Source organism: Streptomyces sp. NPDC001056 (genome assembly GCF_053598955.1).
In genome coordinates, this window is the sequence record NZ_JBSFLI010000012.1 from 67729 (window position 1) to 89001 (window position 21273).

The following is a 21273-nucleotide window of genomic DNA, read 5'->3' on the forward strand; positions in this document are numbered from 1 at the left end:
TCCGTCCGCCGCCGCTCCCGACCGCCACCCCGAGGAGGACTCCGTGCCGTACTACGAAAGCCCCGTCGACTCCACCCGGCTGCACTACGTCGACCACGGTCCCGCCTCCGGCACCGTCGCCGTCTTCGTCGCGAGCGCCTATCTGGGCCACGAGATGTGGGAGCACCAGATGCTGCCGCTCGCGGAGGCCGGATACCGCTGCGTGGGCCTGGACCGGCGCGGTCACGGGCGCTCGGACGACGTCTGGTCGGGGTACGACCTCGACACCCTCGCCGACGACCTCCAGGGGCTGCTCGACCATCTCGACCTGCGCGAGGTCACCCTGATCGGGTACTCCGTCGGCACCGCGGAGGTGGTGCGCTGTCTGACCCGTCACGGCTCGGACCGGGTGGCCCGCGTCGCCCTGGTCTGCGGGGTCAGTCCCGGCATCATCCGTTCGGAGCATCTGCCCGACGGCGTGGACCCGTTGGTCGCGCGGGCCGACGAGGAGTTCTTCCGGCGCGACCGGCCCGCGTGGTTCACCCATTCCGCGGACGCGTTCTTCGCCGTCTCCAGCGCGGGGAACGAGGTCTCGGACGCGTATGTGCGCCATCTCGTCGACCGCTGTCTGGCGGCCACGCCCCGCGCCTCCACCGGTGTCCGGTCCGTCGTGACCGGCCTCGACCTCACCGGCGAGCTGCCCGCCGTGGACGTACCGGTGCTCGTCGTGCACGGCACCCACGACACCTCCGCGCCCCTCGCCCACACGGGTGAGCGGGTGGCCAGGCTGGTGCCGGGCGCCGTGCTGAAGGTGTACGAGAACGGCGGGCACGGCCTGTTCCTCACGCACGCGGAACGGCTCGCCGAGGACCTGCGGGAGTTCCTCGGCGCGGACGGGGCCACGGCGGCCACCACCACCGGGACCGGCCGGGTGGCGGCCGTCGCGGGGATCGCGCGGGCCGGGGTGCCGGAGGCCGGCGGACATGGAAAGCCCCGGCCGTGACGGGGGATTCACGGCCGGGGCGGTCTGAGGTGGGTGCGGACGGCGGTCGCCTCTCGGCGAAAGGCTCCACAGGGCTTCAGCCGAACGATCGTCCCTGTGGGCGGAAGGTGAGGCCCGGGGACACTGTCCCGTCCGTACCCACGCCTGGTTCAACGGGTAACCGGTGCCCGGTGTTCCGCCCCTTCCCGTGACCTGTGCCACACGCCGCGACGCTCAGGCCAGCGGGCTGGCGCCGAGGCGGGCGAGCAGGTCGGCGGGGTCCGCATAGACCGCCTCCGCGCCGGCCTCCGTCAGATCGGCGCGGGGGATTCCGCCGCACAGCACCCCCACGCACCGCACCCCGGCCTCGGCGCCCGCCCGCATGTCCCACACCGTGTCCCCGACGAGGACCGCGCGCGAGGCCGGCACCCCGGCCAGCTCCAGCGCGTGTTCCACCGGCTCCGGAGCGGGTTTGCCCTCCTGGACGTCCTCGCTGCTCGCGGTGTCCTTGATGGCGTCGTCCGCGTCGATCGCCCGGCGCAGCGACCCCAGCTCGGAGCCGCTCGCCGAGGTGGCGAGCACCACCGTCCAGCCGTCCCGGTGCAGCCGGCGCAGCAGCTCACCGGCGCCCGGCAGGGCGGGGAGCCGGTCGGAGTACTGGCCGTACAGCGCCTTGTGGGCCGCGCTGAGCGCGGCGTCCCGGTCGCGGTCGCGGTCCTCGCCGAGCAGGTGCGCGACCAGGTCCGACGAGCCGAGGCCGACGGCCCGGTGGACGGCGTGCATGGGCACGCGGTGACCGGCCTGCCGGAAGGCCTCCCACCAGGTGACCACGTGCAGGTGATTGGTGTCGACAAGGGTTCCGTCGACGTCGAGGACGGCGGCTCGCTCCATCCGGGACCCTCTCTCCGGCTCTCTCCGGCTCTTGCGTTCCGGCTCCGGGTACCACGTCAGACCGCCGCCACGCGCGCGGGCACCCGCTCCTCGCGCGTCCAGTCCAGCAGCTCCCGCGCCGACCACGTGGTGACCACCCGCTCGGGCGGCACCCCACACTCCTCGGCGCGGGCGCAGCCCAGGATCTGCCAGTCCAGCTGGCCGGGCGCGTGCGCGTCGGTGTCGACGGCGAAGAGGGTGCCCGCGGCCACGGCACGGCGCAGCAGCCGCCGGGGCGGATCGAGGCGTTCGGGGCGGCTGTTGATCTCCACGGCGGTGCCGGACCCGGCGCAGGCGGCGAACACCTCGTCCGCGTCGAACTCCGACTCGGGGCGTCCCCGGCCGGTGACCAGGCGCCCGGTGCAGTGCCCGAGGACGTCGGCGTGCGGATCGCGTACGGCGGTCACCATGCGGCGGGTCATCGAGCGGGCGTCCATCCGCAGCTTGGAGTGCACGGACACGACGACCAGGTCCAGCCGTTCCAGCAGCTCCGGCTCCTGGTCCAGCGAGCCGTCGTCCAGGATGTCGCACTCGATCCCGGTGAGCAGCCGGAAGGGCGCCCAGCGCGCGTTCAGCTCCGCCACCACGTCCAGCTGTTCGCGCAGCCGCTCCGGGGACAGGCCCCGGGCCACCGTCAGCCGCGGCGAATGATCGGTCAGGACGGTCCACTCGTGCCCGAGCGCGGCCGCCGCCCGGCCCATCTCCTCGATCGGGCTGCCCCCGTCGGACCAGTCCGAATGGGTGTGGCAGTCCCCCCGCGACATCTTCCGCAGGGCGGCCCCGGGTCCCTCGCGCCCGGCTCGCCCGCTCTCCTCCTCCAGCCGCCGCAGATACCCCGGCACCTCCCCGCCCAACGCCTCCCGCACCACCTGCGCCGTCTTCGGTCCGACCCCCTTCAGCCCCTCCAGCGACCCGTCCGCCGCCCGCGCCACCACCTCCTCGGGCGCGAGCCCCCCGACCACCCGGGCGGCCGTCCGGAACGCCCGCACCCGGTAGCTCGGCGCCAGAGCCCGCTCCAGCAAAAACGCGATCCGCTCCAGAGCGGCGACGGGTTCCATACCTCCCAGGCTCACATCGGCGCGCCGAAGGGGCGCGGGGAACGCCCGTACGTCGATCGGGGCTCGCGGACCACCCCTTCCCGGGCGTGACGGCCTAACCTGAATTGCATGACCGAACAAGCAGCTCCGCACATCTCCCGGCCGCGGATCGTGGTGCTGGGCGTGTGCCCGGGGAGACAGGGTGAGGCGCCCTTCCGGATCGTGGAGATCGACGGTGAGGTGATCGGCGAGGCCAGAACCGTCACCGATGTGCTGGAGGTAGCCGCCGCCCACGGGATCACCATCCACGACCTCGACGATCCGGACGTGGTCCGCTGGGTGGGCGGCGGCAAGTACACCTGGCGGCTGCACTGAGCCGTCAGGTCAGCCGACCGTCCACTTCTGGTTGGCGCCGCCCGTGCAGGACAGGATCTGCAGCCGTGTCCCGTTGGCCGGGTCGTTCCCGGTGACGTCGAGACACTTGTCCGCCTGCGGGTTGACGATGTCGTGCGCACCCGTGACGGTCCACTGCTGGTTGGTGCCGCCGGTGCAGTCCCACAGCTGGACGGTCGAGCCGTCCGCCGTGCCCCTGTCCGTCACGTCCAGGCACTTGCCGAGCGCCCGTATCGTGCCGTCCGAACCGACCGTCCAGGACTGCGCGGCGGTGCCGTTGCAGTCGTAGAGCTGGACCGGGGTGCCGTTCGCGGAGTTCGCGCCGGCCACGTCCACGCACTTGCCGGCCAGCCCCCGGATCGGGAGCCCCGCCGCGCTGTCGCTGGTCGTGACGGAGACCGAGTCCACCACCAGCTGCGCCGGGAACTGGGTGCTGCCGTCCGGGTCGCCGGGCCAGTAGCCGCCGACCGCGAGGTCAAGGATCAGGAAGAACGGCCGGTCGTTGTACACCCAGGTCTTGCCGCCCAGGTCGGCGGGCGTGCGCCGCTCGTAGACGGTGCCGTCCACGGACCAGGTGATCGAGTCGGGCGCCCAGTCCACGGCGAAGGTGTGGAAGCCGTCCGCGAAGGCCTGTCCGTCGGGCAGGCTGTAGGCGGCGCCGATGCCGCCCGAGCCGGAGTAGCCGGGGCCGTGGATGGTGCCGTGCACGGTGGACGGTTCGAAGCCGACGTTCTCCATCACGTCGATCTCGCCCGAGTCCGGCCAGTTCACCGGCGTGCCGAGCATCCAGAACGCGGGCCACATGCCCTGCCCGCGCGGGATCTTCATGCGCGCCTCGACATGCCCGTACTGCGCGGTGAACTTCCCGGACGTGTTCAGGCGCGCCGAGGTGTACTGGCAACTGCCGTACCAGCACTGGTACCCGGCCGGGTTCTCCTTCCTGGCCGTGATCACCAGGTGGCCCTGGCCGTCCAGGGCCGCGTTGTTCGTGCCCGAGGTGTAGTACTCCCGCTCGTGGTTGTTGACGTTGTCACCCGTCTCCAGCGTCCACTTCGAGGAGTCGACCGCCGAGCCCGCGGGCCCGTCGAAGGTGTCCGAGAAGGTGGTCACGGCCGCCGCGGTGGCGGCCGGGCCGGCGGGGCGCGCGTGCGCGGGGCCGACGGCGGCCGAGCCGACCAGTACGGCGGACAGGGCGGCGAGCAGGCATCTGCGGAGCAGGCGTGGGGAGACCATGGCTCTCCGATCGGTGTGGGGGAGACACTCGGACGCACAGAGTGATGCCTCTTGATTTAAGGAGTGAGATAAGGGGGCGTCAAGAGGCTGGTGCAGACCTGCCGTTGCGGGTGTGGCGGGCCCCGCCGGTTTCCGTTCACGCTCCCGGGGCACTCCGCTCGCGGACCCGCGTGCCGCCGCCCCGGCGGGGGCCCGGCGGTGCTTGGATGCACCGAGCGGCGAAGCGGACAATCCACCGCGAAACGGAAGGTGGAGTGCCAGGGGGTCCCGAGCACCGGGAGCCCGGGCACCGGAGGACCGGAGCACCGGAGCACCGGAGGACCGGAGGACCGGAGGACCGGAGGACCGGAGGACCGGAGAAGGGGAGGTGGCGGATGGACCGGCCTACGACGCCTCGTGCCGTCCTCCTCGCCGCCGGTGAACTCCTCGCCTGGTGGGCCGCGTCGGCCCTGCTCTGGCTGGTACTGATCACCACCGTCGACACCCTGGAACGCGTCGTGGGCGGGGGCGTCGCCGTCGTGGGCGCGCTGCTGGCACGGGCCGGCCGGCGGGCGGTGACCTGGCGGTGAACGGCTGGATCCTCGCGGCGACCGTCGAACTCGGCGGGGGAGGGGCGGCCGCCCTGTGGGGCGTGACCACCGGCCCGGCCGCCCGCCGCGCCGTCGCCCAGAACCTCACCACCGCGGCCCTGTGCCCCGCCCTGCTGTTGCTCGCCCAGGGCTACGGCCGCCCCGCCTACGTCGACCTCGCCCTGCTGCTCGCCCTCCTCGGCCCGGTCGGCACCCTGGTCTTCGCCCGGCTGCTGCACGAGGACCTGGAGGAGCGGCGGCCGAGCGCCTGGGGGCTCACCTACGCGGTGGCCGGGGTGGGCGCCGTCGTCGTGATCGCGGTGTGCGCGGCCACCGGACCCGGCCGGGCCATGGTCAAGCTGCTGGTGATCGGCGCGCTGCTGATCGGCGGCAACCTGATCGCCTCATGGGCGCTGTCGGGCGGCTTCCGGGGGGTGCGGGGTGGCTGACCCGGGGCGGGAGTGCCTCGTGAGGGCCGCGGCAGGCGTCGTATGACCGACGCCCTGAACCTCGTGGCCCTGCTCCTCGTCGCCGCCACCGCCACCGCCGCCGTCGCCCAGCGCGACCCGGCCCGCCAGGCGCTGGTGCTGTCCGTGCTCGGGGTGCTGCTGGCCGTGCTGTTCACCGTGCTCCAGGCGCCCGACGTCGGCCTGTCCCAGCTCGCGGTCGGGGCCGCCCTCACCCCGCTGCTGATCATGCTGTCGGTCCGCAAGGTCCGGCGGCGCGGCCGTGACCGGGACGGCGCGCGGTGAGCCGGCGGCTGCGGCTGTGGCTGCTGGCCGCGGGCGGCACGGGCCTCGCCGTCCTGCTGGCCGCCGCCTGCCTGGAGCTGCCCGGCTTCGGCGGCCGTGCGCACCCCTACGGCACCCGGGCCGTCCACGCCTCCCTCGCCCGGCACACCGCCAACACCGTCGCCTCCGTCAACTTCGACCAGCGTGCCTACGACACCCTCGGCGAGATGAGCATCCTGTTCGCCGCCGTCCTCGGCTGCGTGGTGCTGCTGCGCCAGGCCCGCGACGAACACCGGGAGCGGCCGCGGCCCGCCGAGGTCGCCCGCCCGGTGCGCCGCTACGCCCTCCTCGTGGTACCCGTCGCCCTGGTCTGCGGCCTCTACGTCATCGCCCACGGCCAGCTCAGCCCCGGCGGCGGCTTCCAGGGCGGCGTGGTCGCCGCGACCGCCCTGCACCTGCTGTACCTGGGCGCCGACTACCGGGCACTGGAACGCGTCCGCCCCCTCGGCGCCTTCGAGACCGCCGACGCCCTGTCCGTCTGCGCCTACCTCGTGCTGGGCCTCGCCGGGGTCCTGGCCGGGACCGCGTTCCTCGCCAACACACTGCTGCCGTACGGCACGTTCAACACGCTGTCCTCCGGCGGCACCGTCCCGCTGCTGAACGCGGCCGTCGGCATGGAGGTGGCCAGCGCGGTCGTCGTCCTGCTCGCCAACTTCCTCGACCAGGCCGTCGAGATCGAGGAGGGGAATGGAGGATGAACGCCCTGATGCACGTCGTGCCCTACCTGGTCGCCGCCTATGTCTTCCTGACGGGCTGCTACGGCCTCGCCACCAGCCGCAATCTGATCCATGCCGTCGGCTGTCTGTCCGTGTGCCAGGTCTCCACGTACATCCTGCTGCTGGCGGTCGGCTACCGCTCCGGGGGCACCGCGCCCGTCTTCTCCGACATCAAGCCCGGCTCCCGGCCGGTGGTGGACCCGGTGGTGCAGGCCCTCACCCTCACCGACGTCGTCGTCGGCGCCACCGTCACCGCGCTGCTGCTCGCCCTGGTCCTGCAGATCGTCAAACGGCACGGCACGCTCGACCCCGACGAACTGCGGGAGCTGCGCGGCTGATGCACCACCTGCTTCCGCTCCTCGTCGCGGTGCCGCTGCTCGGGGCCGCCCTGCTCGCCGCCGCCGGCCGTGGGCTGCCGCGCCCCGCCGCCGAGCTGGCCGGCCTCGTCGTCTCCGCGGCGACGGCCGCGCTCGCCCTCGTACTGCTGCTGAACTCCGCGCCGCCGATGGTCGAATGGGTCGGCGGCTGGGTGCCCGTCGGCGGGGAGAGCGTCGGCATCGAGGTGATCGGGGACGGGCCCTCGCTCGGCATGGCGGCCCTCGTCGGTCTGCTCACCCTCTCCGCGCTCGCCTACTCCTGGCGGTACTTCGACGAGCCGCCGCGCGGCCACGCCGGTTCGTTCCCCGCGCTGCTGCTGGTCTTCCAGGGTGCCATGTGCGGATTCGCCCTCGCCGGCGACCTGTTCAACGCCTTCGTGTTCTTCGAGCTGATGAGCGTGGTGGCGTACGCGCTCACCGGCTACCGCATCGACGACCCGAAGGCCGTCCAGGGCGCGTTGACGTTCGGTGTCGTCAACTCGCTGGGCGCGTACGCCATGTTGACCGGAATCGGGCTGCTGTACGCCCGTACCGGGGAACTGTCGATGACGAAGATCGGCCGGGGCCTGGACAGCACCGGCGGGCAGGGCGGCCCCGACGCGCTGGTCCTCGCCGCCTTCGCGCTGGTGCTGACCGGGCTGCTGGTGAAGGCGGCCGCCGTACCCTTCCACTTCTGGCTCCCCGACGCCCACGCGGTCGCCCCCACCCCGGTGTGCATGCTGCTGTCCGGCGTGATGGTCGAACTCGGGGTGTACGGCGTCTGGCGCGTGTACGGCACCGTCTTCGCCGGACCCGGCGGCATCCCGGCCGCCGACCTGACCCGCGCCCTGGTGACCCTCGGCGTCCTCACGGCCGTGACCGGCGCCGTGATGTGCTGGTACCAGCGGCACATCAAACGGCTGCTCGCCTTCTCCACGATCGCCCACACCGGTCTGTTCCTGATCGCCGTCGGCGTCCTCACCCCCGAGGGCGACGACGGGGCCGCCCTGTACATCCTCGGGCACGCCGGGGTGAAGGCCGCCCTGTTCGCCTGCGCGGGCGCCCTGCTGAACCGGTTCGGCAGCGTGGACGAGCACGCGCTGCACGGCAAAGCGGGCCGACTGCGGACGACCGGCGTGCTGTTCGCCCTCGGCGGGCTCGCCCTCGCGGGGCTGCCGCCCTTCGGCACCGGCCTCGGCAAGGCGGTCAGCGAGGAGGCGGTCGGCGGGCCGCTCACCGTGGTGTACGTGGCCGCGTCCGCGGTCACGGCGGGCGCGGTGCTGCGGGTCGTCGGGCGGGTGTTCCTCGGCCTCGGGCCACCGCCGGCGGACACCGACGCCTACGAGACGAGCGGCTCGCGGGAGGAGCCCGAGACGTCCGGGCTGCTCGGCCGGGTCCCGGACACGATGACGACGGTCCCGGCCGTGCTGCTCGCCGCCGCGCTCGCCGTGGGCACCGTGCCCGGCTTCGGCGACCTCGTGGCCCGCTCGGTCAACGAGGCGGGCTCGGGTGGCGCCCGGGCCTCGGCCGAGTGGACCCCGCACGGCGTCCTGCTCGGGCTGGCCTCGGCGGTCCTCGCCGTGGTCCTCGCCGCCGGTGCCGTCACCCGTCGGCGGCGGCCTGCCGTCCCCGAGTGGACGGCGCCGCTGAGACGCCTCCAGTCCGGGCACGTCGGCGATTACGTCGCATGGCTGCTGGTGGGCGCCACCGTGCTGGCGGTGCTGGCCCTGCCGGGGGTGCTCGGCGGCTGATCAGCCGCCGCCGCGTCGCGGGCGGCGAAGGCACTTCACCGGGGCGAATCCCCTGTCGTGCGATCAGAGAATCGCTCGTTCCCGCCGGGGCCGGCGGCCGCCGTGAACGGGCCCGGCCCCACCGCCGTGGTCCTGCCGGTCCTCGCCCGGCCGGAGCGGTCCCGCGCCGGCGGCCGGCTCGCGCGCGCCGGGCTCGCCGCCTCCCCGGGCGGCCCTGCTCGTCGCGCCGAGCACCTGGGCGGTGCGGGTCCTCGACCCCGCGTACGGCACCTCCGGCACGGGCTCGGTGGGTCCGACCGGCCCCGACCGCACGCGGGCTGCGGGCCGGACCCCGCGCAACCGGCACCGGGGCGCCCGGCGCGTGGGCCACCGGCGGTCGCACGACCACCACCCCCGGCCTCTCCGCCGGGCGGGCATCACCTCCCACGGCACCCTGACCGCCGACGAGCGCCGCCACATCCCGGCGACCGGCGCCGGCGTCCTGCCGATCGGCGGTTCAGCGGGCGGGTTCCCTTCCCGACGCAGGCGGGCTTCCGCGGCTGGTGGCCACCGGTCGGGTCCGGTGTGTACCGGCGGCAGGCCCCACCGGTCGGGTCCGGTGCGTACCGGCGGCAGGCCCCACCGGTCCCGGCCCGCCGATGGCCGGCACCGGGCACGCGGACGCACCGCACACGCGCTCTACCGCCGCGGCCCAGGCCAGTAGCATGAGCGCGGCAGCCCGGAATGATCATGCGAGGAGCAGATCGTGCGAGACATCGCCGTCTTCAGCGGCAGTGCCCATCCCGAACTGGCCGAGGAGGTCTGCGCGCACCTGGGGGTGCCGCTGAGCCCGACCCGGGTCAGCCGGTTCGCCAACGACTGTCTGGAGGTCCAGCTTCAGGCCAACTGCCGGGAACGGGACGTCTTCTTGATCCAGCCGCTGGTCAAACCGGTGCAGGAGCACCTGGTCGAGCTGCTGCTGATGTGCGACGCGGCCCGGGGCGCCTCCGCCTCCCGGATCACCGTCGTCATGCCGCACTACTCCTACGCGCGCTCCGACAAGAAGGACGCCCCCCGCATCTCCATCGGCGGGCGGCTCGTCGCCGACCTGATGGTGGCGGCGGGCGCGAGCCGGGTCCTCGCCATGACCCTGCACTCCCCGCAGGTGCACGGCTTCTTCTCGGTGCCGGTGGACCATCTGCACGCGCTGCGCGAACTGGCCGCCCACTTCCGGCAGTACGACCTCTCGCGCACCACGGTGGTCTCCCCGGACCTCGGCAACGCCAAGGAGGCCGCCGCCTTCGCCCGGCGCATCGGCGCGCAGGTGGCGGCCGGCGCCAAGCAGCGGTACGCGGACGACCGGGTGAGCATCAGCTCCGTCATCGGCGAGATCGCCGGACGGGACGTCATCGTGCTGGACGACGAGATCGCCAAGGGCAGCACCGTGCTGGAACTCCTGGACCGGCTGCGGGAGTTGGGTCCGCGCTCGATCCGGGTGGCGTGCACGCACGGGCTGTTCGCGGCCGGTGCGCTCAAGCGGATCAGCGAGCAGCCGGACGTGCTGGAGATCGTCTGCACCAACACCGTGCCGATCCCCGCCGACGAACACACCGACAAGCTGCGCGTCCTGTCCATCGCCCCGGCCCTCGCCGAGGCGGTACGGCGCATCCACAACGGGGAGTCGGTCAGCGCCCTGTTCGAGGAGGCCTGAGCGCCACCGACCGAGGGCCCGCCCCTGATCACGACCCGGACGCCGCCCCGGCACCCGCCAGGGCCGCGTCCGGTGTGGCATGCGGCGGCAGGAGCCGGGACAGGCCCGTCACCCGCAGCACGCGCAGGGTCAGCGGATGGGTGCACACCAGGTGCAGCCGCCCGCCGTGCGCGAGGACCCGGGCGCGCGCCCGGTAGAGCAGGCGCAGCCCCGAGCAGTCGAAGAACTCCACGGGCCGCAGATCCAGCACGACCCGGGCGCCGGGGCGGCCGGTGATTTGGTCCAGGAGCGGGAGGATCTCCGCCGCCGCGATGATGTCGATCTCGCCCCGGAACTCCAGGACGGTGTACGCACGGTATGTGTACACGCGCAGATGCCGGGTGAGGGACACGGGTTCCCGTCGCACCTCGGCATCACCTCCCACCCGCGCCCGGACGTCGGATCTCCGATCGTCAAGTTACCCTCGATGGAAGGAATTTGAGCATGTTCGATTGACATATGTCTTCGGGTTTGACGCGTGTTCGAGGGTCGCTCAGTCGACCAGCAGCACCAGCTTCCCCGTGGTGTGCCCGGTCTCTCCCTGTTCGTGCGCCTTCGCGGCGTCGGCCAGCGGGTACGTCGCGGCGACGCTCGCCTTCAGCTTCCCCGACTGCACCAGCTCCGTGATCGACCGCATTCCGGCCCGGTCGGCGTCCACCAGCATCCGTACCGCCCGTACGCCGAGCCGCTCGGCCTCGTCGTACAGTTCCCGGGAGCCCACCGGCAGGATCGACACCAGGATGCCGCCGGGCCGCAGCACCCGCAGGGAGCGCAGGGCCGTCTCGCCGCCGAGGGTGTCCAGGACGACGTCCACGTCCCGCACCGCCTCCGTGACATCGGTGGAGCGGTAGTCGACCGGTTCGTCCACGCCGATCTCGCGCAGGAAGCCGTGCTTGGCCGCGCTCGCCGTGCCGATCACGTGCGCGCCGTGCGCCCTGGCGATCTGCGCGGCCACGTGCCCGACCCCGCCGGCCGCGGCGTGGACCAGCACCCGCTGCCCGGCCCGTACGCCGGCCCGCTCGGTCAGCGCCTGCCAGGCGGTCAGCGACACCAGCGGCAGCGCGCCCGCCTGGATGTGGTCGACGGAGGCCGGTTTGTGCCACAGGGCGCGGACGGGGGCGATCACGTACTCGGCGTGCGAGCCGTGTCCGAAGGGGTAGGGCAGCATGCCGAACACCTCGTCGCCCGGCTCGAACTCGGCCACACCGATCCCGGTCGCGGCGACCTCGCCGGAGACGTCCCAGCCGAGCACGAACGGGGGCTCGCCGAGGAACCCGCCGGTGGCCCGGTGCTTCCAGTCGGTGGGGTTCACCCCGGCGGCCCGCACCCGGACCAGCACCTCGTTCGGCCGTGGCTTCGGCCGCTCCAGCCGTACTTCTCGCAGCACCTCGGGACCGCCGAGGACGTCCTGGCCGATGGCTCGCATGGTGGTCACATCGCTCATGGTCCCCCAGCCTGCCCCTCCCGGCGCCGCAGCGAAACGGCACCATGACGGAGTTTCGAACGTTCGGGCCCGCCGCGGCGTCCAGGAGTCGTACGGATCGGGGAAAGGACTGGGGGCTCGAACATGCGCAGAGTGTCGGTCGCGGTGGTGCTGGCGGCGGTGACGGCCGTGACGGCGGGGGGATGCGGCTCGGGCGGCGGCCCCCGGGCGGACCTGGTGGTGCGGGGGACCCCGCCCGCCCGGCCGTACCGCGGACCGCTCCACGTCCCCACCGAGCAGGCCCACGGGCACGGTTCCCGGGCGCTGCCGGCGGCCTCCGGTGCGGCCGGGCGGGCGCTGGAGTGCGACGGCGAGATCTTCGACGGCAGCGGTCCCGAGGCCTGGAGCGCGTCCGACGCGGGCGCGACCCCCGAGCAGGGACTCGCGTTCTACCTCGACGGGTGGAAGCCGGAGGTGCCCGGGTACGGCTACCGCGTGGAGCGCCGGGAGGCCGACCGGGTGCTGTACTCCTTCGACGTCGGCGGCCGTACCAAGGTGGCGGTGGTGGTGGCCAGGGACCAGCGGGACCGGCCCGGCTGGGGCCCCGAGACCAGCGCCTCGTGCGACCCGGCCGAACTCCCGCAGAGCTTCACGGCCACCACCGAATGGGAGGTGTGGACCGGCCGCGACGGCAGGAGGGTGCCGGTGACCCGGCTGAGCAGCTCGCCCGGCCCGGACCACTGCGGCTGGGGGTCCGCCCACTTCCTCGGCCTCGGCGGCCGGACGTACGCCCGCGACCCCGAGGGCGTCCTCGCCCGCGACGGCCTCCTCACCGGCCCGTACCGGGGCCGGCTGCGCGCCCTGCCCGCCGACGCGCACGACACCGGGTACCACTACCGCGACCAGCGGCTGTGGCTCACCCCCGACCGGGACACGGCCTACGTCCGCACGGCCCACGGGGTCGAGGCCTGGCCCCGGCTCAGGCCCCGGGCCGGCTGCGACTGAGGCCGTACCGGCGCCGGTGGGTGACACGCCGTCGGGACACCCCCCGCGGGCGCGCCCCGGCGGCCACACTGGAGCGCACCCGCATCCCACAGGAGGCCGAACACGATGACCCCGCCGCCCGCCCGCACCGCCGAGCAGCGCAAGAAGGACACCCTGCACCGGCTCGACCACGACGAGGACGCCTGGGTGGCCACGGCCGGCCCCGACGGCGGCGCGCCCTACCTCGTGCCGCTGTCGTTCGTCTGGGACGGCGCGCTCCTGCTGTTCGCCACCCCGGCCGACAGCCCCACCGGCCGCAACCTGGTCGCCAGTGGCCGGGTCAGGCTCGGCATCGGACCGACCCGGGACGTCGTCCTCGTGGAGGGCGACGTCCAGGCGGTGACCCCGGAGGACCTGCCCGAGGAGGACGCGGAGGTCTTCGCCGGCAAGACCGGCTTCGACCCCAGGCGACTGGCCACCCGCTACCTCTACTTCCGGGTCGTCCCCGAGCGCATCCAGGCCTGGCGCGAGGCGAACGAACTGCGCGGGCGGGACGTCATGCGCGACGGCCGGTGGCTGCTCGCCGACTGAGACCGGCCCGCGCGGGCGGCGCCCTCAGCGCCGGCCGCGCTTCGCCTTCCTGGCCGCCTTGACGCTTTCGGCCCCCTTGTTCTCCTTGTCCTCCGCCACCGGCCACACCCCCGTGGACCGCGCGATGGCCTTGGCGCCGGTGCGGTTCACCGCGCTGCGCACCACCGCGAAGATGGCCCCCTGGAGGGCGGCGGCCAGCAGGATGTCCCGCAGACGGCGGTCCTCGTCCAGGGCGGTGGGCGCGTCCTCCTCGTGCCGTATCGCCTTCCACGCCTGTTTGAAGGCGAGGCCGGCGACCGCGCCGCTCACCCAGCTCAGCGCGAAGCCGATCGGCTGGTAGACGAAGGGGAGCTTGCTCTTCTTCGACTTGGACATGGATGACTCCTTTCTCGTCAGCGGGTCCTCATGCGGGCAGGCCCGCGGGGGCCACCCGCTCGCCCGGCGGTACCGGGCCCGGGGGCGTACCGTCGCCGAACGGCCGGCCGCCCAGTTCCTCACGGCCGTGCGGACTCAGCCAGTTCGCGAGGTCCGGGCCGAGCGGCACGATGCCGGTCGGGTTGATACCGGTGTGCACCCGGTAGTAGTGCCGTTTGATGTGGTCGAAGTCGACCGTGTCGCCGAACCCCGGGGTCTGGAACAGGTCCCGGGCGTACGCCCACAGCACCGGGTCCTCCGCCAGCTTCCAGCGGTTGCACTTGAAGTGGCCGTGGTAGACCGGGTCGAACCGGACCAGCGTGGTGAACAGCCGGATGTCCGCTTCCGTGAGGGTGTCGCCGACCAGATACCGCTGCCCGGCCAGCCGTTCGGCGAGCAGTTCCAGCCGCCGGAAGACGCCCGCGCAGGCCTCCTCGTACTCCTTCTGGTGGGTGGCGAACCCGGCCCGGTACACGCCGTTGTTGACGTCCTCGTACACCTCGGCCATCACCGTGCCGAGCTCGTCGCGCCGGGCCGCCGGGTACAGGTCGGGGGCGCCCTCGCGGTGCAGGTCCCGCCACTCGGTGGCGAGATCCAGGGTGAGCTGCTGGTAGTCGTTGGTGACCAGCCGGCCGCTGGGCACGTCCACCACGGCGGGCACGCTCACCCCGCCCGGACAGCCGGTCTCCCGGCGGTCGTACGCCTCGCTGAGGTACCGGATGCCGAGCACCGGGTCCCGGCCGTCCGGATCCAGGGTGAACCGCCAGCTGCGGTCGTCCTGGATCGGGTCGGCGACCGCCATCGGCAGCGCGTCCTCCAGGCCCAGCAGCCGGCGGGAGATCACCGCCCGGCTCGCCCAGGGGCACGCGCGGGACACCACCAGCCGGTAGCGCCCCGCCTCCACCGGCCAGCCGCCCCGCCCGTCCGCCGTGATCCGGTCCCGGAAGTGGCTGCGCGACCGGCTGAACGTCCGGTGGCCGTAGGCGCGGTTGCCGTCGCCGTCACCGCCCATGTCTCCTCCTCGCCGCCGGGTCCCGGACCTCACCGTCGGGTTTCCCAGAGCACCGACTTCCCCGTTTCCCGGCGCCCGCACGGTGTGATTCCCCCGGCCCCGGGCATTCGGCCCCCGTGAGCGGAGCATCATCGGAACGACAGGACCGGAAGGCCGGCCCGGCGGGCGCCCGCGCCGGCCGGCGCACCCGGGCGACCGACCGGCGCACCCGGACCACCGTCCTCGTCGCCCTCGCCGCCAATCTGCTGATCGCCGTCGCCAAGGCCGTCGGCGGTGCCCTCTCCGGCTCGCCCGCGCTGCTGTCGGAGGCCGCGCACTCGGTCGCCGACGGGTTCAACGAGGTCTTCCTGCTGGCCGCCCTGCGCCGCAGCCGCCGCCCCGCCGACGCGCGGCACCCCTTCGGCTACGGCAAGGAGCGCTTCTTCTGGTCCCTGCTGGCCGCCGTCGGGATCTTCGTGATGGGCGGCTGCTTCTCCTTCTTCCAGGGCTTCGAGGCCCTGCGCCAGGGCACGCGGGAGACCTCGTGCGGCTATGCGGTGGGCCTGACCGTGCTGGGTGTGGCCCTGCTCGCCGAGGGGGTCTCGCTGCTGCGCGCCCTGCACCAGGTGCGCCGCCGGGGCGGTCGGGCGGCGCTGCGCGATCCGGCGCTGCGCACGGTGGTCGCCGAGGACGGCACGGCGGTGCTCGGCGTGATCCTCGCGATCGCCGGGATGGCCCTGCACATGGTCACCGGGCAGGTCGTCTGGGAGGCGTCCGCCTCGCTCGCCATCGGGGTCCTGCTGGTGTACGTCGCCTACCGGCTGGGCCGTGAGGCCCGCGACCAGCTCATCGGGCAGGCCGCCGACCCGGAACTCAGCGGCCGCATCCGCGCGCTGCTGCGGGCGCAGCCGGAGATCGACAGCGTGGAGGCGCTGTTCACGATGAAGCTGGGCCTCGACTCCACCCTGGTGGCCGCCCGCATCGACCTCGCTCCGGGCCTGGACAGCGAGCGCGTCGAGGAGGTCACCGACCGCATCAAGCGTTCGCTGGCCGCGACGTTCCCGGCCGCCGACCAGATCTTCCTCGACATCACCGACCGGTCGGCGGGCGAGGCACGGCAGAGCCCCGCCGCGACGGGGGAACGCGGCGGGGCCTGACGGCACGACTGCCCGCCCGGCAGGCGGTTCACACCTACCGGGTGAGGATTTCTCCGGAAAGCGCCGTCACGAAGACCGGTCAGCTCCCCTCGACCGGCTCCAGCACGAACACCGGGATCTCCCGCTCGGTCTTGCGCTGGTACTCCGCGTACGGCGGGTACGCGGCCACCGCCCGCTCCCACCACCGCGCCTTCTCCGCCCCGGTGACCTCGCGCGCCCGCATGTCCCGCTTGACCGGGCCGTCCTGGAGCTCCACGTGCGGATCCGCCTTGACGTTGAAGTACCACACCGGGTGCTTCGGCGCGCCGCCCTGGGAGGCGACCACCGCGTACGCGCCCTCGTGCGCCACGCGCATCAGCGGGGTCTTGCGGATCTTCCCGCTCTTCGCGCCCCGGGTCGTCAGGACGATGACCGGCAGCCCGGTGTCGAGCAGGGTGTTCCCCTTCGTGCCGCCCGAACTCTCGTACAACTCCACCTGATCGCGCACCCACTGCTCCGGGCTCGGCTCGTACTCACCCTCAAGAGGCATGGATCCGTCCCCTTCGTCGCTCCGACGCATGCGCGGACCCCGCTCCGACAGCGGCGGCCGCATGCTTCATCCGTACCGTGCTTCCCCGCTCGGCCGTGATCATTACCCTCGGAGTCATCGCGTCACCCCGCCGGTCTTGGCACAGTGGTCGCCGTCCCGACCGCCGCCGACCCCCGGGAGCACCCGCCATGACGTCCACCCCCGGCACCGACACGCGCGCCACGGTCCAGGAACTCCTCGCCCGGATCGGCGCGGGCGACCCCGACCGGATCGCCGAGCTGTACGCCGACGACTGCGACTGGCGACTCGACTGGCCCGAGGAGGAGCACGGCCGCCCGGACACCCCCTGGATCCGGCACCGCGCCACCCGCGCCGACGCGGCCGCCCATTTCCGGGAGCTGGCCGCCCACCATGTCCCCGAGAAGGCGGACACCGTCGTCGAGCGCGTCCTGGTGGACGGCGAGGACGCGGTCGTGCTCGGCGTCATCCGGCAGACGGCAGCACCGACCGGCCGCGCCTACGCGGCCCGGTTCGCCCTGCACCTCACGGTCCGCGACGGCGTCGTCGTACGCCATCACGTGTACGAGGACAGCCTCGCCGTGGCCCGTGCCTTCGCGCCGCGCGAAGGGGGCGCCGGTCCGGTCTGAACGGACCTTACGTCGGATGGCCGGATCCGGTCCCTGTGCCTTCGCGTTCCGGACAGATCGGGAGGATCCTTGAACTGGCCGAACTTACCGTCGACCCATTAGATGCCTGAGGCATCTAATGAAGATCGGCACGACGCACCTCTTCGTCTGCGAGGTCTTTCCATGCAGGAACTGACGGACATCACCGGCCCGGCGTCCGCGGCCGCCCCCGTCGCCTTCCCCCAGGACCGCACCTGCCCCTACCACCCGCCGGCCGGATACGCCCCGCTGCGCGAGCAGCGGCCGCTGGCCCGCGTCACCCTGTACGACGGCCGCCAGGTCTGGATGGTCACCGGGCACGCCACCGCCCGCGCGCTGCTCGCGGACCCCCGGCTCTCCAGCGACCGCCGCCGTCCCGGGTTCCCGATGCCCTCGGCGCGCTTCGCGGGGGTCCGCGACCGCCGGGTGGCCCTGCTCGGCCAGGACGACCCCGAACACCAGCGGCAGCGGCGGATGATGATCCCGTCGTTCACCCTCAAACGCGCCACCGGGCTGCGCCCCGCCATCCAGCGGATCGTGGACGGACTGCTGGACGCGATGATCGAACAGGGCCCGCCCGCCGAACTGGTCTCCGCCTTCGCGCTGCCGGTCCCGTCGATGGTGATCTGCGATCTGCTCGGCGTCCCCTACGCCGACCACGAGTTCTTCGAGGAGCAGTCCCGACGGCTGCTGCGCGGCCCGACCGCCGAGGACAGCCAGAGCGCCCGCACCCGCCTGGAGGAGTACCTCGGCGGCCTCGTCGACGCCAAGGCCCGGCAAGCCGAACCCGGCGACGGCGTCCTCGACGACCTCGTCCACCAGCAGCTCGCCCAGGGCACGCTGGAGCGCGCCGACGTCGTCTCGCTCGCGGTGATCCTGCTGGTCGCGGGCCATGAGACCACCGCCAACATGATCTCCCTCGGCACCTTCACCCTGCTGCGGAACCCCGAACGGCTGGCCGAGCTGCGCGCCGACCCGGCGCTGCTGCCCGCCGCCGTCGAGGAGCTCATGCGGATGCTGTCCATCGCCGACGGCCTGGTGCGGATCGCGCTGGAGGACATCGAGACCGACGGCACCGTCATCCGGGCGGGCGAGGGCGTCTTCTTCTCCACCTCGGTGATCAACCGGGACCCCGGCCAGTACGACGACCCCGACGACCTGGACTTCCACCGTCCCGCCCGCCACCACCTGGCGTTCGGCTTCGGCATCCACCAGTGCCTCGGCCAGAACCTGGCCCGCGCGGAGCTGGAGATCGCCCTCGGCACCCTGTTCGCCCGGCTGCCGGGACTGCGTCTCGCCGCACCCGCCGAGGAGATCCCGTTCAAACCCGGCGACACGATCCAGGGGATGCTGGAACTCCCCGTGACCTGGTAAGAGGCTCAGCTCATGCACATCGAGATCGACAAGGACGTCTGTATCGGGGCGGGCCAGTGCGCGCTGACCGCGCCGGGCGTGTTCACCCAGGACGACGACGGGTTCAGCATGCTCGTCCCCGGCCGTGAGGACGGGGCGGGGGACCCGATGGTCCGCGAGGCGGCGCGGGCGTGCCCGGTGGGCGCGATCACCGTGACCGAGACGGAGCCGGCGGACGCGAAGGCGGACTGACCGGCGGACGCGTGCGGCCCCGGCCGACCGACGGGCGGGGGCCCCGGCTGAAGGACCCCGCGCCGCCGCCCGTCGCTCGCTAGGCTTCGCGGGTGATCGCACGCGTCGAGGGGTCCGAGAAGCCGTTCCTGTACGTCGTCGTCTGCGCGGCCGGCGTCGCCGCCGGCGTCGGCGAGTTGATCGAGGCCGCGCAGGAGCGGGGGTGGGAGGCCGGGGTGATCGCCACGCCGGTCGCGACGGGCGGGTTCTTCGACATCGCGGCGGTCGAGGCCCGTACCGGACGGGCCGTCCGCTCGGCGTGGCGTTCCCCGGACGACCCGCGCCCGTTCCCGGCACCGGACGCCGTGGTGGTCGCGCCGGCCACCTTCAACACCGTCAACAAATGGGCGGCGGGCATCGCCGACACCCTCGCCGTCGGCACCCTGTGCGAGGCCGCGGGTCTCGGCGTGCCGATCGCCGTGCTGCCCTGTGTGGCCGACGCGCTGGCCGCCCACCCCGCCTACCAGGAGAGCCTGGCACGGCTGCGCGGGATGGGTGTTCGCTTCGGGGAGCCGTACTCCGGCGAGCCGGGTCCCGGCGGCGGCCGTCCGACGTTCCCGTGGACGACCGCCCTGGACCTGCTGGAACGGGTCTAGACGCAGGTCAGCTCGGGCCCCTCCAGCATGCCGCCGGTGTAGAGGGCCTGGCCGTCCGGCATCCAGTAGCCGAGCTTGGAGACCACCGTGGAGCAGGCGGCGCCGACGGTGACGAGGACCCTGACCTGCTCCGGGTGGCCGGGCTGAAGCTCGGTCAGGGCGCAGTCCAGGGAGTAGGGCAGCCGGGTCTTCTCCGGGTACTTGCCGACCAGTGGGTTGACGCAGCGGGCGTCCGCGGTGGCCAGCCGGACGCCGGTGCCCGCCTTCCCGATCAGCCCGAAGCGGGCGCTGCCGTCGCCCTCCGCGCTGTCCCGGCGCACGGTGTAGGTCAGCGTGGTGGTGCTGTCGCGGTGCAACGTCGTGCGGTCGACGGTGATCGCGTGGGTGGGCCGGGCCTCGGGGGTGGTCAGCGTCAGGGTGGCGCGGACCCGGCCCGTCAGGTCGACGCCGGCGGGCGCGGACCGTACCCGCACGGTGGCCGTGATGTCGTACGTACCGGGGCCCGGGTAGTCGCCCGAACCGGGCAGCGCGCCACCGGTCAGGGTCTTTCCGGCGCGCTTGGCCGTCCAGGTGCCGTTGGTCCGGCAGCTGTAGCGCACCCGGGTGCCGGCGCGGCCGCAGGAGGCCGGGGCGGAGACGGCGAACTGCGGGGTGCCGCTGCCCGCGCACAGGCTGACCAGCGCGTGCTGGCCGTGGTCGCCGCGCAGGGTCCCGGCGACCGCGCACAGGGTGGCCGGCTCCTCGGCCTTCGGGGCCGGGGCCGCGGCGGTACCGGCACGGGCGGGGGTGACGAGGGCCAGGGGCAGCAGCGCCGCCCCGGTCAGTGCTCTCAGGGTGGTCGGATGGGTCGGCACCGCATTCCTCCCGGACGGCCGTGACCGGCCGGGCGCCGGTCGCCTACGGTCGAGGATCATCCGACGGTACGACGATCCGTCGCCTCCCGCGCCGGACGGTCACCTGGGGGCAGCAACACGTCCGCCCCGGCGGCCCTAGCGGACTGCGCGGACGTACCCGGGGGCGCCCGGGGTGGAGACGTCCCGGTCCCGGCGCACGATGCTCAGCCGCTTCCCCCAGCCGGCGACGGCCTTGCGCAGCCCTTCGGCGGTGTACTCGATGTCCACCACCCGGTCCGCGAACGCCTTCGCGTACACCCCGCACTCGTCGTACTGCCCGCACTCCTCCGCCACCGCGAAGTCCAGCCCGGCACGGCGCCGTTGATCCGCCAGTTCGGAGGTGTTCTTCTGCGCGACGGCCAGATGACGGGCGTGCGCGTGCCGGGACAGCAGGGCGATGAAGGCGGTCGCGTCGGACGCGGTGAGCAGCCCCTGGGAGCGGGTGTAACTGTCGTAGTTGTCCGGTTCCACGGCGTCGAAGCCCTTGCGCGCACAGCCGTCGATCCAGCGGTCCACCCGCTGCGCCACCCGCTTCCGCTTGGCCGGGGTGCCGATGTCGAGCAGCGCCTCGTTCCAGTCCCGGTCCACGACGGTCCTGCCGTGCGCGTCGCGCAGCAGGAGGTCGCGCGGCCAGGAGGCGCGTTCGGCGGGCTGGGCCTGGAAGGCGTTGACGTAGCAGATGTTGTACAGGCCGGGCGCGGGGGAGTCGGAGCGGTCGCGGCTGACGATCCGGACACCGGCCGGCGGGGGATACGCGCCGCCGATCTGGTAGTCGAACCCGGCGTGCCGGGGCGGCAGCCGCACCGAGGACGGAACGGTGCCGTCGTCCCCCCGGGTGGTGGCGCAGCCCGTCAGCGCGCAGACGGTGACGGCCAGGACGACGAGTGACGTGGCGCGGAACATGCCAGGATCGAAGCGTC

At 73.7% G+C, this 21273-nt stretch carries 26 protein-coding genes; 16 read left to right on the forward strand and 10 right to left on the reverse strand.

What is annotated here, in order from left to right:
- Positions 1–43 precede the first annotated feature (43 nt).
- Positions 44–982, forward strand: a complete 939-nt coding sequence (locus ACWDD7_RS16630) for an alpha/beta fold hydrolase (RefSeq protein ID WP_450457825.1) — start codon at positions 44–46, stop codon at positions 980–982.
- A 213-nt stretch (positions 983–1195) separates the two neighbouring features.
- Here ACWDD7_RS16630 and ACWDD7_RS16635 read toward each other — a convergent pair whose 3' ends face one another.
- On the reverse strand, positions 1196–1852 hold the full coding sequence (locus ACWDD7_RS16635) for an HAD family hydrolase (protein WP_450457826.1): 657 nt from the start codon (positions 1850–1852) through the stop codon (positions 1196–1198).
- A gap of 56 nt (positions 1853–1908) precedes the next feature.
- Positions 1909–2949: a PHP domain-containing protein gene (locus ACWDD7_RS16640; RefSeq protein ID WP_450457827.1), complete on the reverse strand. Its 1041-nt coding sequence runs from the start codon at positions 2947–2949 to the stop codon at positions 1909–1911.
- 108 nt (positions 2950–3057) lie between these two features.
- On the opposite strand from ACWDD7_RS16640, the gene ACWDD7_RS16645 reads away from it, so the two are divergent.
- The gene (locus ACWDD7_RS16645; RefSeq protein ID WP_450457829.1) at positions 3058–3303 is read left to right on the forward strand and encodes a hypothetical protein; all 246 of its coding nucleotides are present in this window, start codon (positions 3058–3060) and stop codon (positions 3301–3303) included.
- A gap of 9 nt (positions 3304–3312) precedes the next feature.
- Here ACWDD7_RS16645 and ACWDD7_RS16650 read toward each other — a convergent pair whose 3' ends face one another.
- Positions 3313–4554 (reverse strand): ricin-type beta-trefoil lectin domain protein, encoded by a 1242-nt coding sequence (locus tag ACWDD7_RS16650; RefSeq protein ID WP_450457830.1) that lies wholly within the window; start codon positions 4552–4554, stop codon positions 3313–3315.
- A 374-nt stretch (positions 4555–4928) separates the two neighbouring features.
- On the opposite strand from ACWDD7_RS16650, the gene ACWDD7_RS16655 reads away from it, so the two are divergent.
- From ACWDD7_RS16655 to ACWDD7_RS16685, 7 genes are all read left to right on the forward strand, one after another.
- A complete protein-coding gene (locus ACWDD7_RS16655; RefSeq protein WP_450457831.1) occupies positions 4929–5123 on the forward strand; it encodes a hypothetical protein in 195 nt (64 codons plus the stop codon).
- Complete coding sequence (locus ACWDD7_RS16660; RefSeq protein WP_450457832.1) at positions 5120–5572, forward strand: monovalent cation/H+ antiporter complex subunit F; 453 nt, start codon at positions 5120–5122, stop codon at positions 5570–5572. Before ACWDD7_RS16655 ends, ACWDD7_RS16660 begins: the two co-directional genes overlap by 4 nt.
- A gap of 42 nt (positions 5573–5614) precedes the next feature.
- Positions 5615–5875, forward strand: a complete 261-nt coding sequence (locus ACWDD7_RS16665) for a hydrogenase subunit MbhD domain-containing protein (protein WP_450457833.1) — start codon at positions 5615–5617, stop codon at positions 5873–5875.
- Complete coding sequence (locus tag ACWDD7_RS16670) at positions 5872–6612, forward strand: MnhB domain-containing protein (RefSeq protein WP_450457834.1); 741 nt, start codon at positions 5872–5874, stop codon at positions 6610–6612. Before ACWDD7_RS16665 ends, ACWDD7_RS16670 begins: the two co-directional genes overlap by 4 nt.
- 8 nt (positions 6613–6620) lie before the next feature.
- Positions 6621–6968 (forward strand): sodium:proton antiporter, encoded by a 348-nt coding sequence (locus ACWDD7_RS16675; protein WP_450457904.1) that lies wholly within the window; start codon positions 6621–6623, stop codon positions 6966–6968.
- Entirely contained in the window at positions 6968–8737 is a 1770-nt protein-coding gene (locus ACWDD7_RS16680; RefSeq protein WP_450457835.1) for a complex I subunit 5 family protein, read from the forward strand. The genes ACWDD7_RS16675 and ACWDD7_RS16680 overlap by 1 nt, the downstream gene beginning before the upstream one ends.
- 745 nt (positions 8738–9482) lie before the next feature.
- Positions 9483–10427, forward strand: coding sequence for a ribose-phosphate diphosphokinase (locus ACWDD7_RS16685; protein ID WP_351871513.1), 945 nt, complete (start codon positions 9483–9485; stop codon positions 10425–10427).
- 28 nt (positions 10428–10455) lie between these two features.
- On the opposite strand, the gene ACWDD7_RS16690 is transcribed toward ACWDD7_RS16685, so the two are convergent.
- Both ACWDD7_RS16690 and ACWDD7_RS16695 read right to left on the reverse strand, forming a co-directional pair.
- Positions 10456–10833 (reverse strand): anti-sigma factor antagonist, encoded by a 378-nt coding sequence (locus ACWDD7_RS16690; protein ID WP_450457836.1) that lies wholly within the window; start codon positions 10831–10833, stop codon positions 10456–10458.
- Between the two features lie 126 nt (positions 10834–10959).
- Entirely contained in the window at positions 10960–11910 is a 951-nt protein-coding gene (locus tag ACWDD7_RS16695) for an NADP-dependent oxidoreductase (RefSeq protein WP_392213483.1), read from the reverse strand.
- A 123-nt stretch (positions 11911–12033) separates the two neighbouring features.
- Here ACWDD7_RS16695 and ACWDD7_RS16700 point away from each other — a divergent pair, with 123 nt between their 5' ends.
- Together ACWDD7_RS16700 and ACWDD7_RS16705 are read left to right on the forward strand one after the other, a co-directional pair.
- The gene (locus ACWDD7_RS16700; protein ID WP_450457837.1) at positions 12034–12894 is read left to right on the forward strand and encodes a hypothetical protein; all 861 of its coding nucleotides are present in this window, start codon (positions 12034–12036) and stop codon (positions 12892–12894) included.
- Between the two features lie 105 nt (positions 12895–12999).
- Entirely contained in the window at positions 13000–13464 is a 465-nt protein-coding gene (locus tag ACWDD7_RS16705; protein WP_351871502.1) for a pyridoxamine 5'-phosphate oxidase family protein, read from the forward strand.
- A gap of 24 nt (positions 13465–13488) precedes the next feature.
- Here ACWDD7_RS16705 and ACWDD7_RS16710 read toward each other — a convergent pair whose 3' ends face one another.
- A complete protein-coding gene (locus ACWDD7_RS16710; RefSeq protein ID WP_450457838.1) occupies positions 13489–13839 on the reverse strand; it encodes a DUF4235 domain-containing protein in 351 nt (116 codons plus the stop codon).
- A 28-nt stretch (positions 13840–13867) separates the two neighbouring features.
- Entirely contained in the window at positions 13868–14890 is a 1023-nt protein-coding gene (locus ACWDD7_RS16715; RefSeq protein WP_450457839.1) for a glutathione S-transferase family protein, read from the reverse strand.
- Positions 14891–15006: 116 nt separating this feature from the next.
- On the opposite strand from ACWDD7_RS16715, the gene ACWDD7_RS16720 reads away from it, so the two are divergent.
- Positions 15007–16026 (forward strand): cation diffusion facilitator family transporter, encoded by a 1020-nt coding sequence (locus ACWDD7_RS16720; RefSeq protein ID WP_450457840.1) that lies wholly within the window; start codon positions 15007–15009, stop codon positions 16024–16026.
- Positions 16027–16105: 79 nt separating this feature from the next.
- Here the strand turns inward: ACWDD7_RS16720 and ACWDD7_RS16725 are convergent, their stop codons facing one another.
- Positions 16106–16555, reverse strand: coding sequence for a nitroreductase family deazaflavin-dependent oxidoreductase (locus ACWDD7_RS16725; RefSeq protein WP_450457841.1), 450 nt, complete (start codon positions 16553–16555; stop codon positions 16106–16108).
- A gap of 188 nt (positions 16556–16743) precedes the next feature.
- On the opposite strand from ACWDD7_RS16725, the gene ACWDD7_RS16730 reads away from it, so the two are divergent.
- The 4 genes from ACWDD7_RS16730 (at position 16744) to ACWDD7_RS16745 (ending at position 19460) form a co-directional block, all read left to right on the forward strand.
- Positions 16744–17202, forward strand: a complete 459-nt coding sequence (locus ACWDD7_RS16730; protein WP_392213475.1) for a nuclear transport factor 2 family protein — start codon at positions 16744–16746, stop codon at positions 17200–17202.
- 162 nt (positions 17203–17364) lie between these two features.
- Positions 17365–18594: a cytochrome P450 gene (locus tag ACWDD7_RS16735; protein WP_351871484.1), complete on the forward strand. Its 1230-nt coding sequence runs from the start codon at positions 17365–17367 to the stop codon at positions 18592–18594.
- 12 nt (positions 18595–18606) lie between these two features.
- Positions 18607–18825 (forward strand): ferredoxin, encoded by a 219-nt coding sequence (locus ACWDD7_RS16740; RefSeq protein ID WP_351871481.1) that lies wholly within the window; start codon positions 18607–18609, stop codon positions 18823–18825.
- A 92-nt stretch (positions 18826–18917) separates the two neighbouring features.
- A complete protein-coding gene (locus ACWDD7_RS16745) occupies positions 18918–19460 on the forward strand; it encodes a flavoprotein (RefSeq protein ID WP_351871478.1) in 543 nt (180 codons plus the stop codon).
- Here the strand turns inward: ACWDD7_RS16745 and ACWDD7_RS16750 are convergent.
- Both ACWDD7_RS16750 and ACWDD7_RS16755 read right to left on the reverse strand, forming a co-directional pair.
- Positions 19457–20314 carry a hypothetical protein gene (locus tag ACWDD7_RS16750; protein ID WP_450457842.1) on the reverse strand — a complete coding sequence of 286 codons (858 nt, stop codon included), beginning with the start codon at positions 20312–20314 and terminating at the stop codon, positions 19457–19459. The genes ACWDD7_RS16745 and ACWDD7_RS16750 overlap by 4 nt on opposite strands.
- Before the next feature lie 135 nt (positions 20315–20449).
- Positions 20450–21256: an endo alpha-1,4 polygalactosaminidase gene (locus ACWDD7_RS16755; RefSeq protein ID WP_450457843.1), complete on the reverse strand. Its 807-nt coding sequence runs from the start codon at positions 21254–21256 to the stop codon at positions 20450–20452.
- Between the last annotated feature and the right edge of the window lie 17 nt (positions 21257–21273).

Coding starts and splice junctions, on each gene's coding strand:
- ACWDD7_RS16635 (WP_450457826.1), bottom strand. CDS start 1,852: ATGGAGCGAGCCGCCGTCCTCGACGTCGACGGAACCCTTGTCGACACC.
- ACWDD7_RS16640 (WP_450457827.1), bottom strand. CDS start 2,949: ATGGAACCCGTCGCCGCTCTGGAGCGGATCGCGTTTTTGCTGGAGCGG.
- ACWDD7_RS16645 (WP_450457829.1), top strand. CDS start 3,058: ATGACCGAACAAGCAGCTCCGCACATCTCCCGGCCGCGGATCGTGGTG.
- ACWDD7_RS16650 (WP_450457830.1), bottom strand. CDS start 4,554: ATGGTCTCCCCACGCCTGCTCCGCAGATGCCTGCTCGCCGCCCTGTCC.
- ACWDD7_RS16655 (WP_450457831.1), top strand. CDS start 4,929: ATGGACCGGCCTACGACGCCTCGTGCCGTCCTCCTCGCCGCCGGTGAA.
- ACWDD7_RS16665 (WP_450457833.1), top strand. CDS start 5,615: ATGACCGACGCCCTGAACCTCGTGGCCCTGCTCCTCGTCGCCGCCACC.
- ACWDD7_RS16675 (WP_450457904.1), top strand. CDS start 6,621: ATGCACGTCGTGCCCTACCTGGTCGCCGCCTATGTCTTCCTGACGGGC.
- ACWDD7_RS16680 (WP_450457835.1), top strand. CDS start 6,968: ATGCACCACCTGCTTCCGCTCCTCGTCGCGGTGCCGCTGCTCGGGGCC.
- ACWDD7_RS16695 (WP_392213483.1), bottom strand. CDS start 11,910: ATGAGCGATGTGACCACCATGCGAGCCATCGGCCAGGACGTCCTCGGC.
- ACWDD7_RS16700 (WP_450457837.1), top strand. CDS start 12,034: ATGCGCAGAGTGTCGGTCGCGGTGGTGCTGGCGGCGGTGACGGCCGTG.
- ACWDD7_RS16705 (WP_351871502.1), top strand. CDS start 13,000: ATGACCCCGCCGCCCGCCCGCACCGCCGAGCAGCGCAAGAAGGACACC.
- ACWDD7_RS16710 (WP_450457838.1), bottom strand. CDS start 13,839: ATGTCCAAGTCGAAGAAGAGCAAGCTCCCCTTCGTCTACCAGCCGATC.
- ACWDD7_RS16715 (WP_450457839.1), bottom strand. CDS start 14,890: ATGGGCGGTGACGGCGACGGCAACCGCGCCTACGGCCACCGGACGTTC.
- ACWDD7_RS16725 (WP_450457841.1), bottom strand. CDS start 16,555: ATGCCTCTTGAGGGTGAGTACGAGCCGAGCCCGGAGCAGTGGGTGCGC.
- ACWDD7_RS16730 (WP_392213475.1), top strand. CDS start 16,744: ATGACGTCCACCCCCGGCACCGACACGCGCGCCACGGTCCAGGAACTC.
- ACWDD7_RS16735 (WP_351871484.1), top strand. CDS start 17,365: ATGCAGGAACTGACGGACATCACCGGCCCGGCGTCCGCGGCCGCCCCC.
- ACWDD7_RS16740 (WP_351871481.1), top strand. CDS start 18,607: ATGCACATCGAGATCGACAAGGACGTCTGTATCGGGGCGGGCCAGTGC.
- ACWDD7_RS16755 (WP_450457843.1), bottom strand. CDS start 21,256: ATGTTCCGCGCCACGTCACTCGTCGTCCTGGCCGTCACCGTCTGCGCG.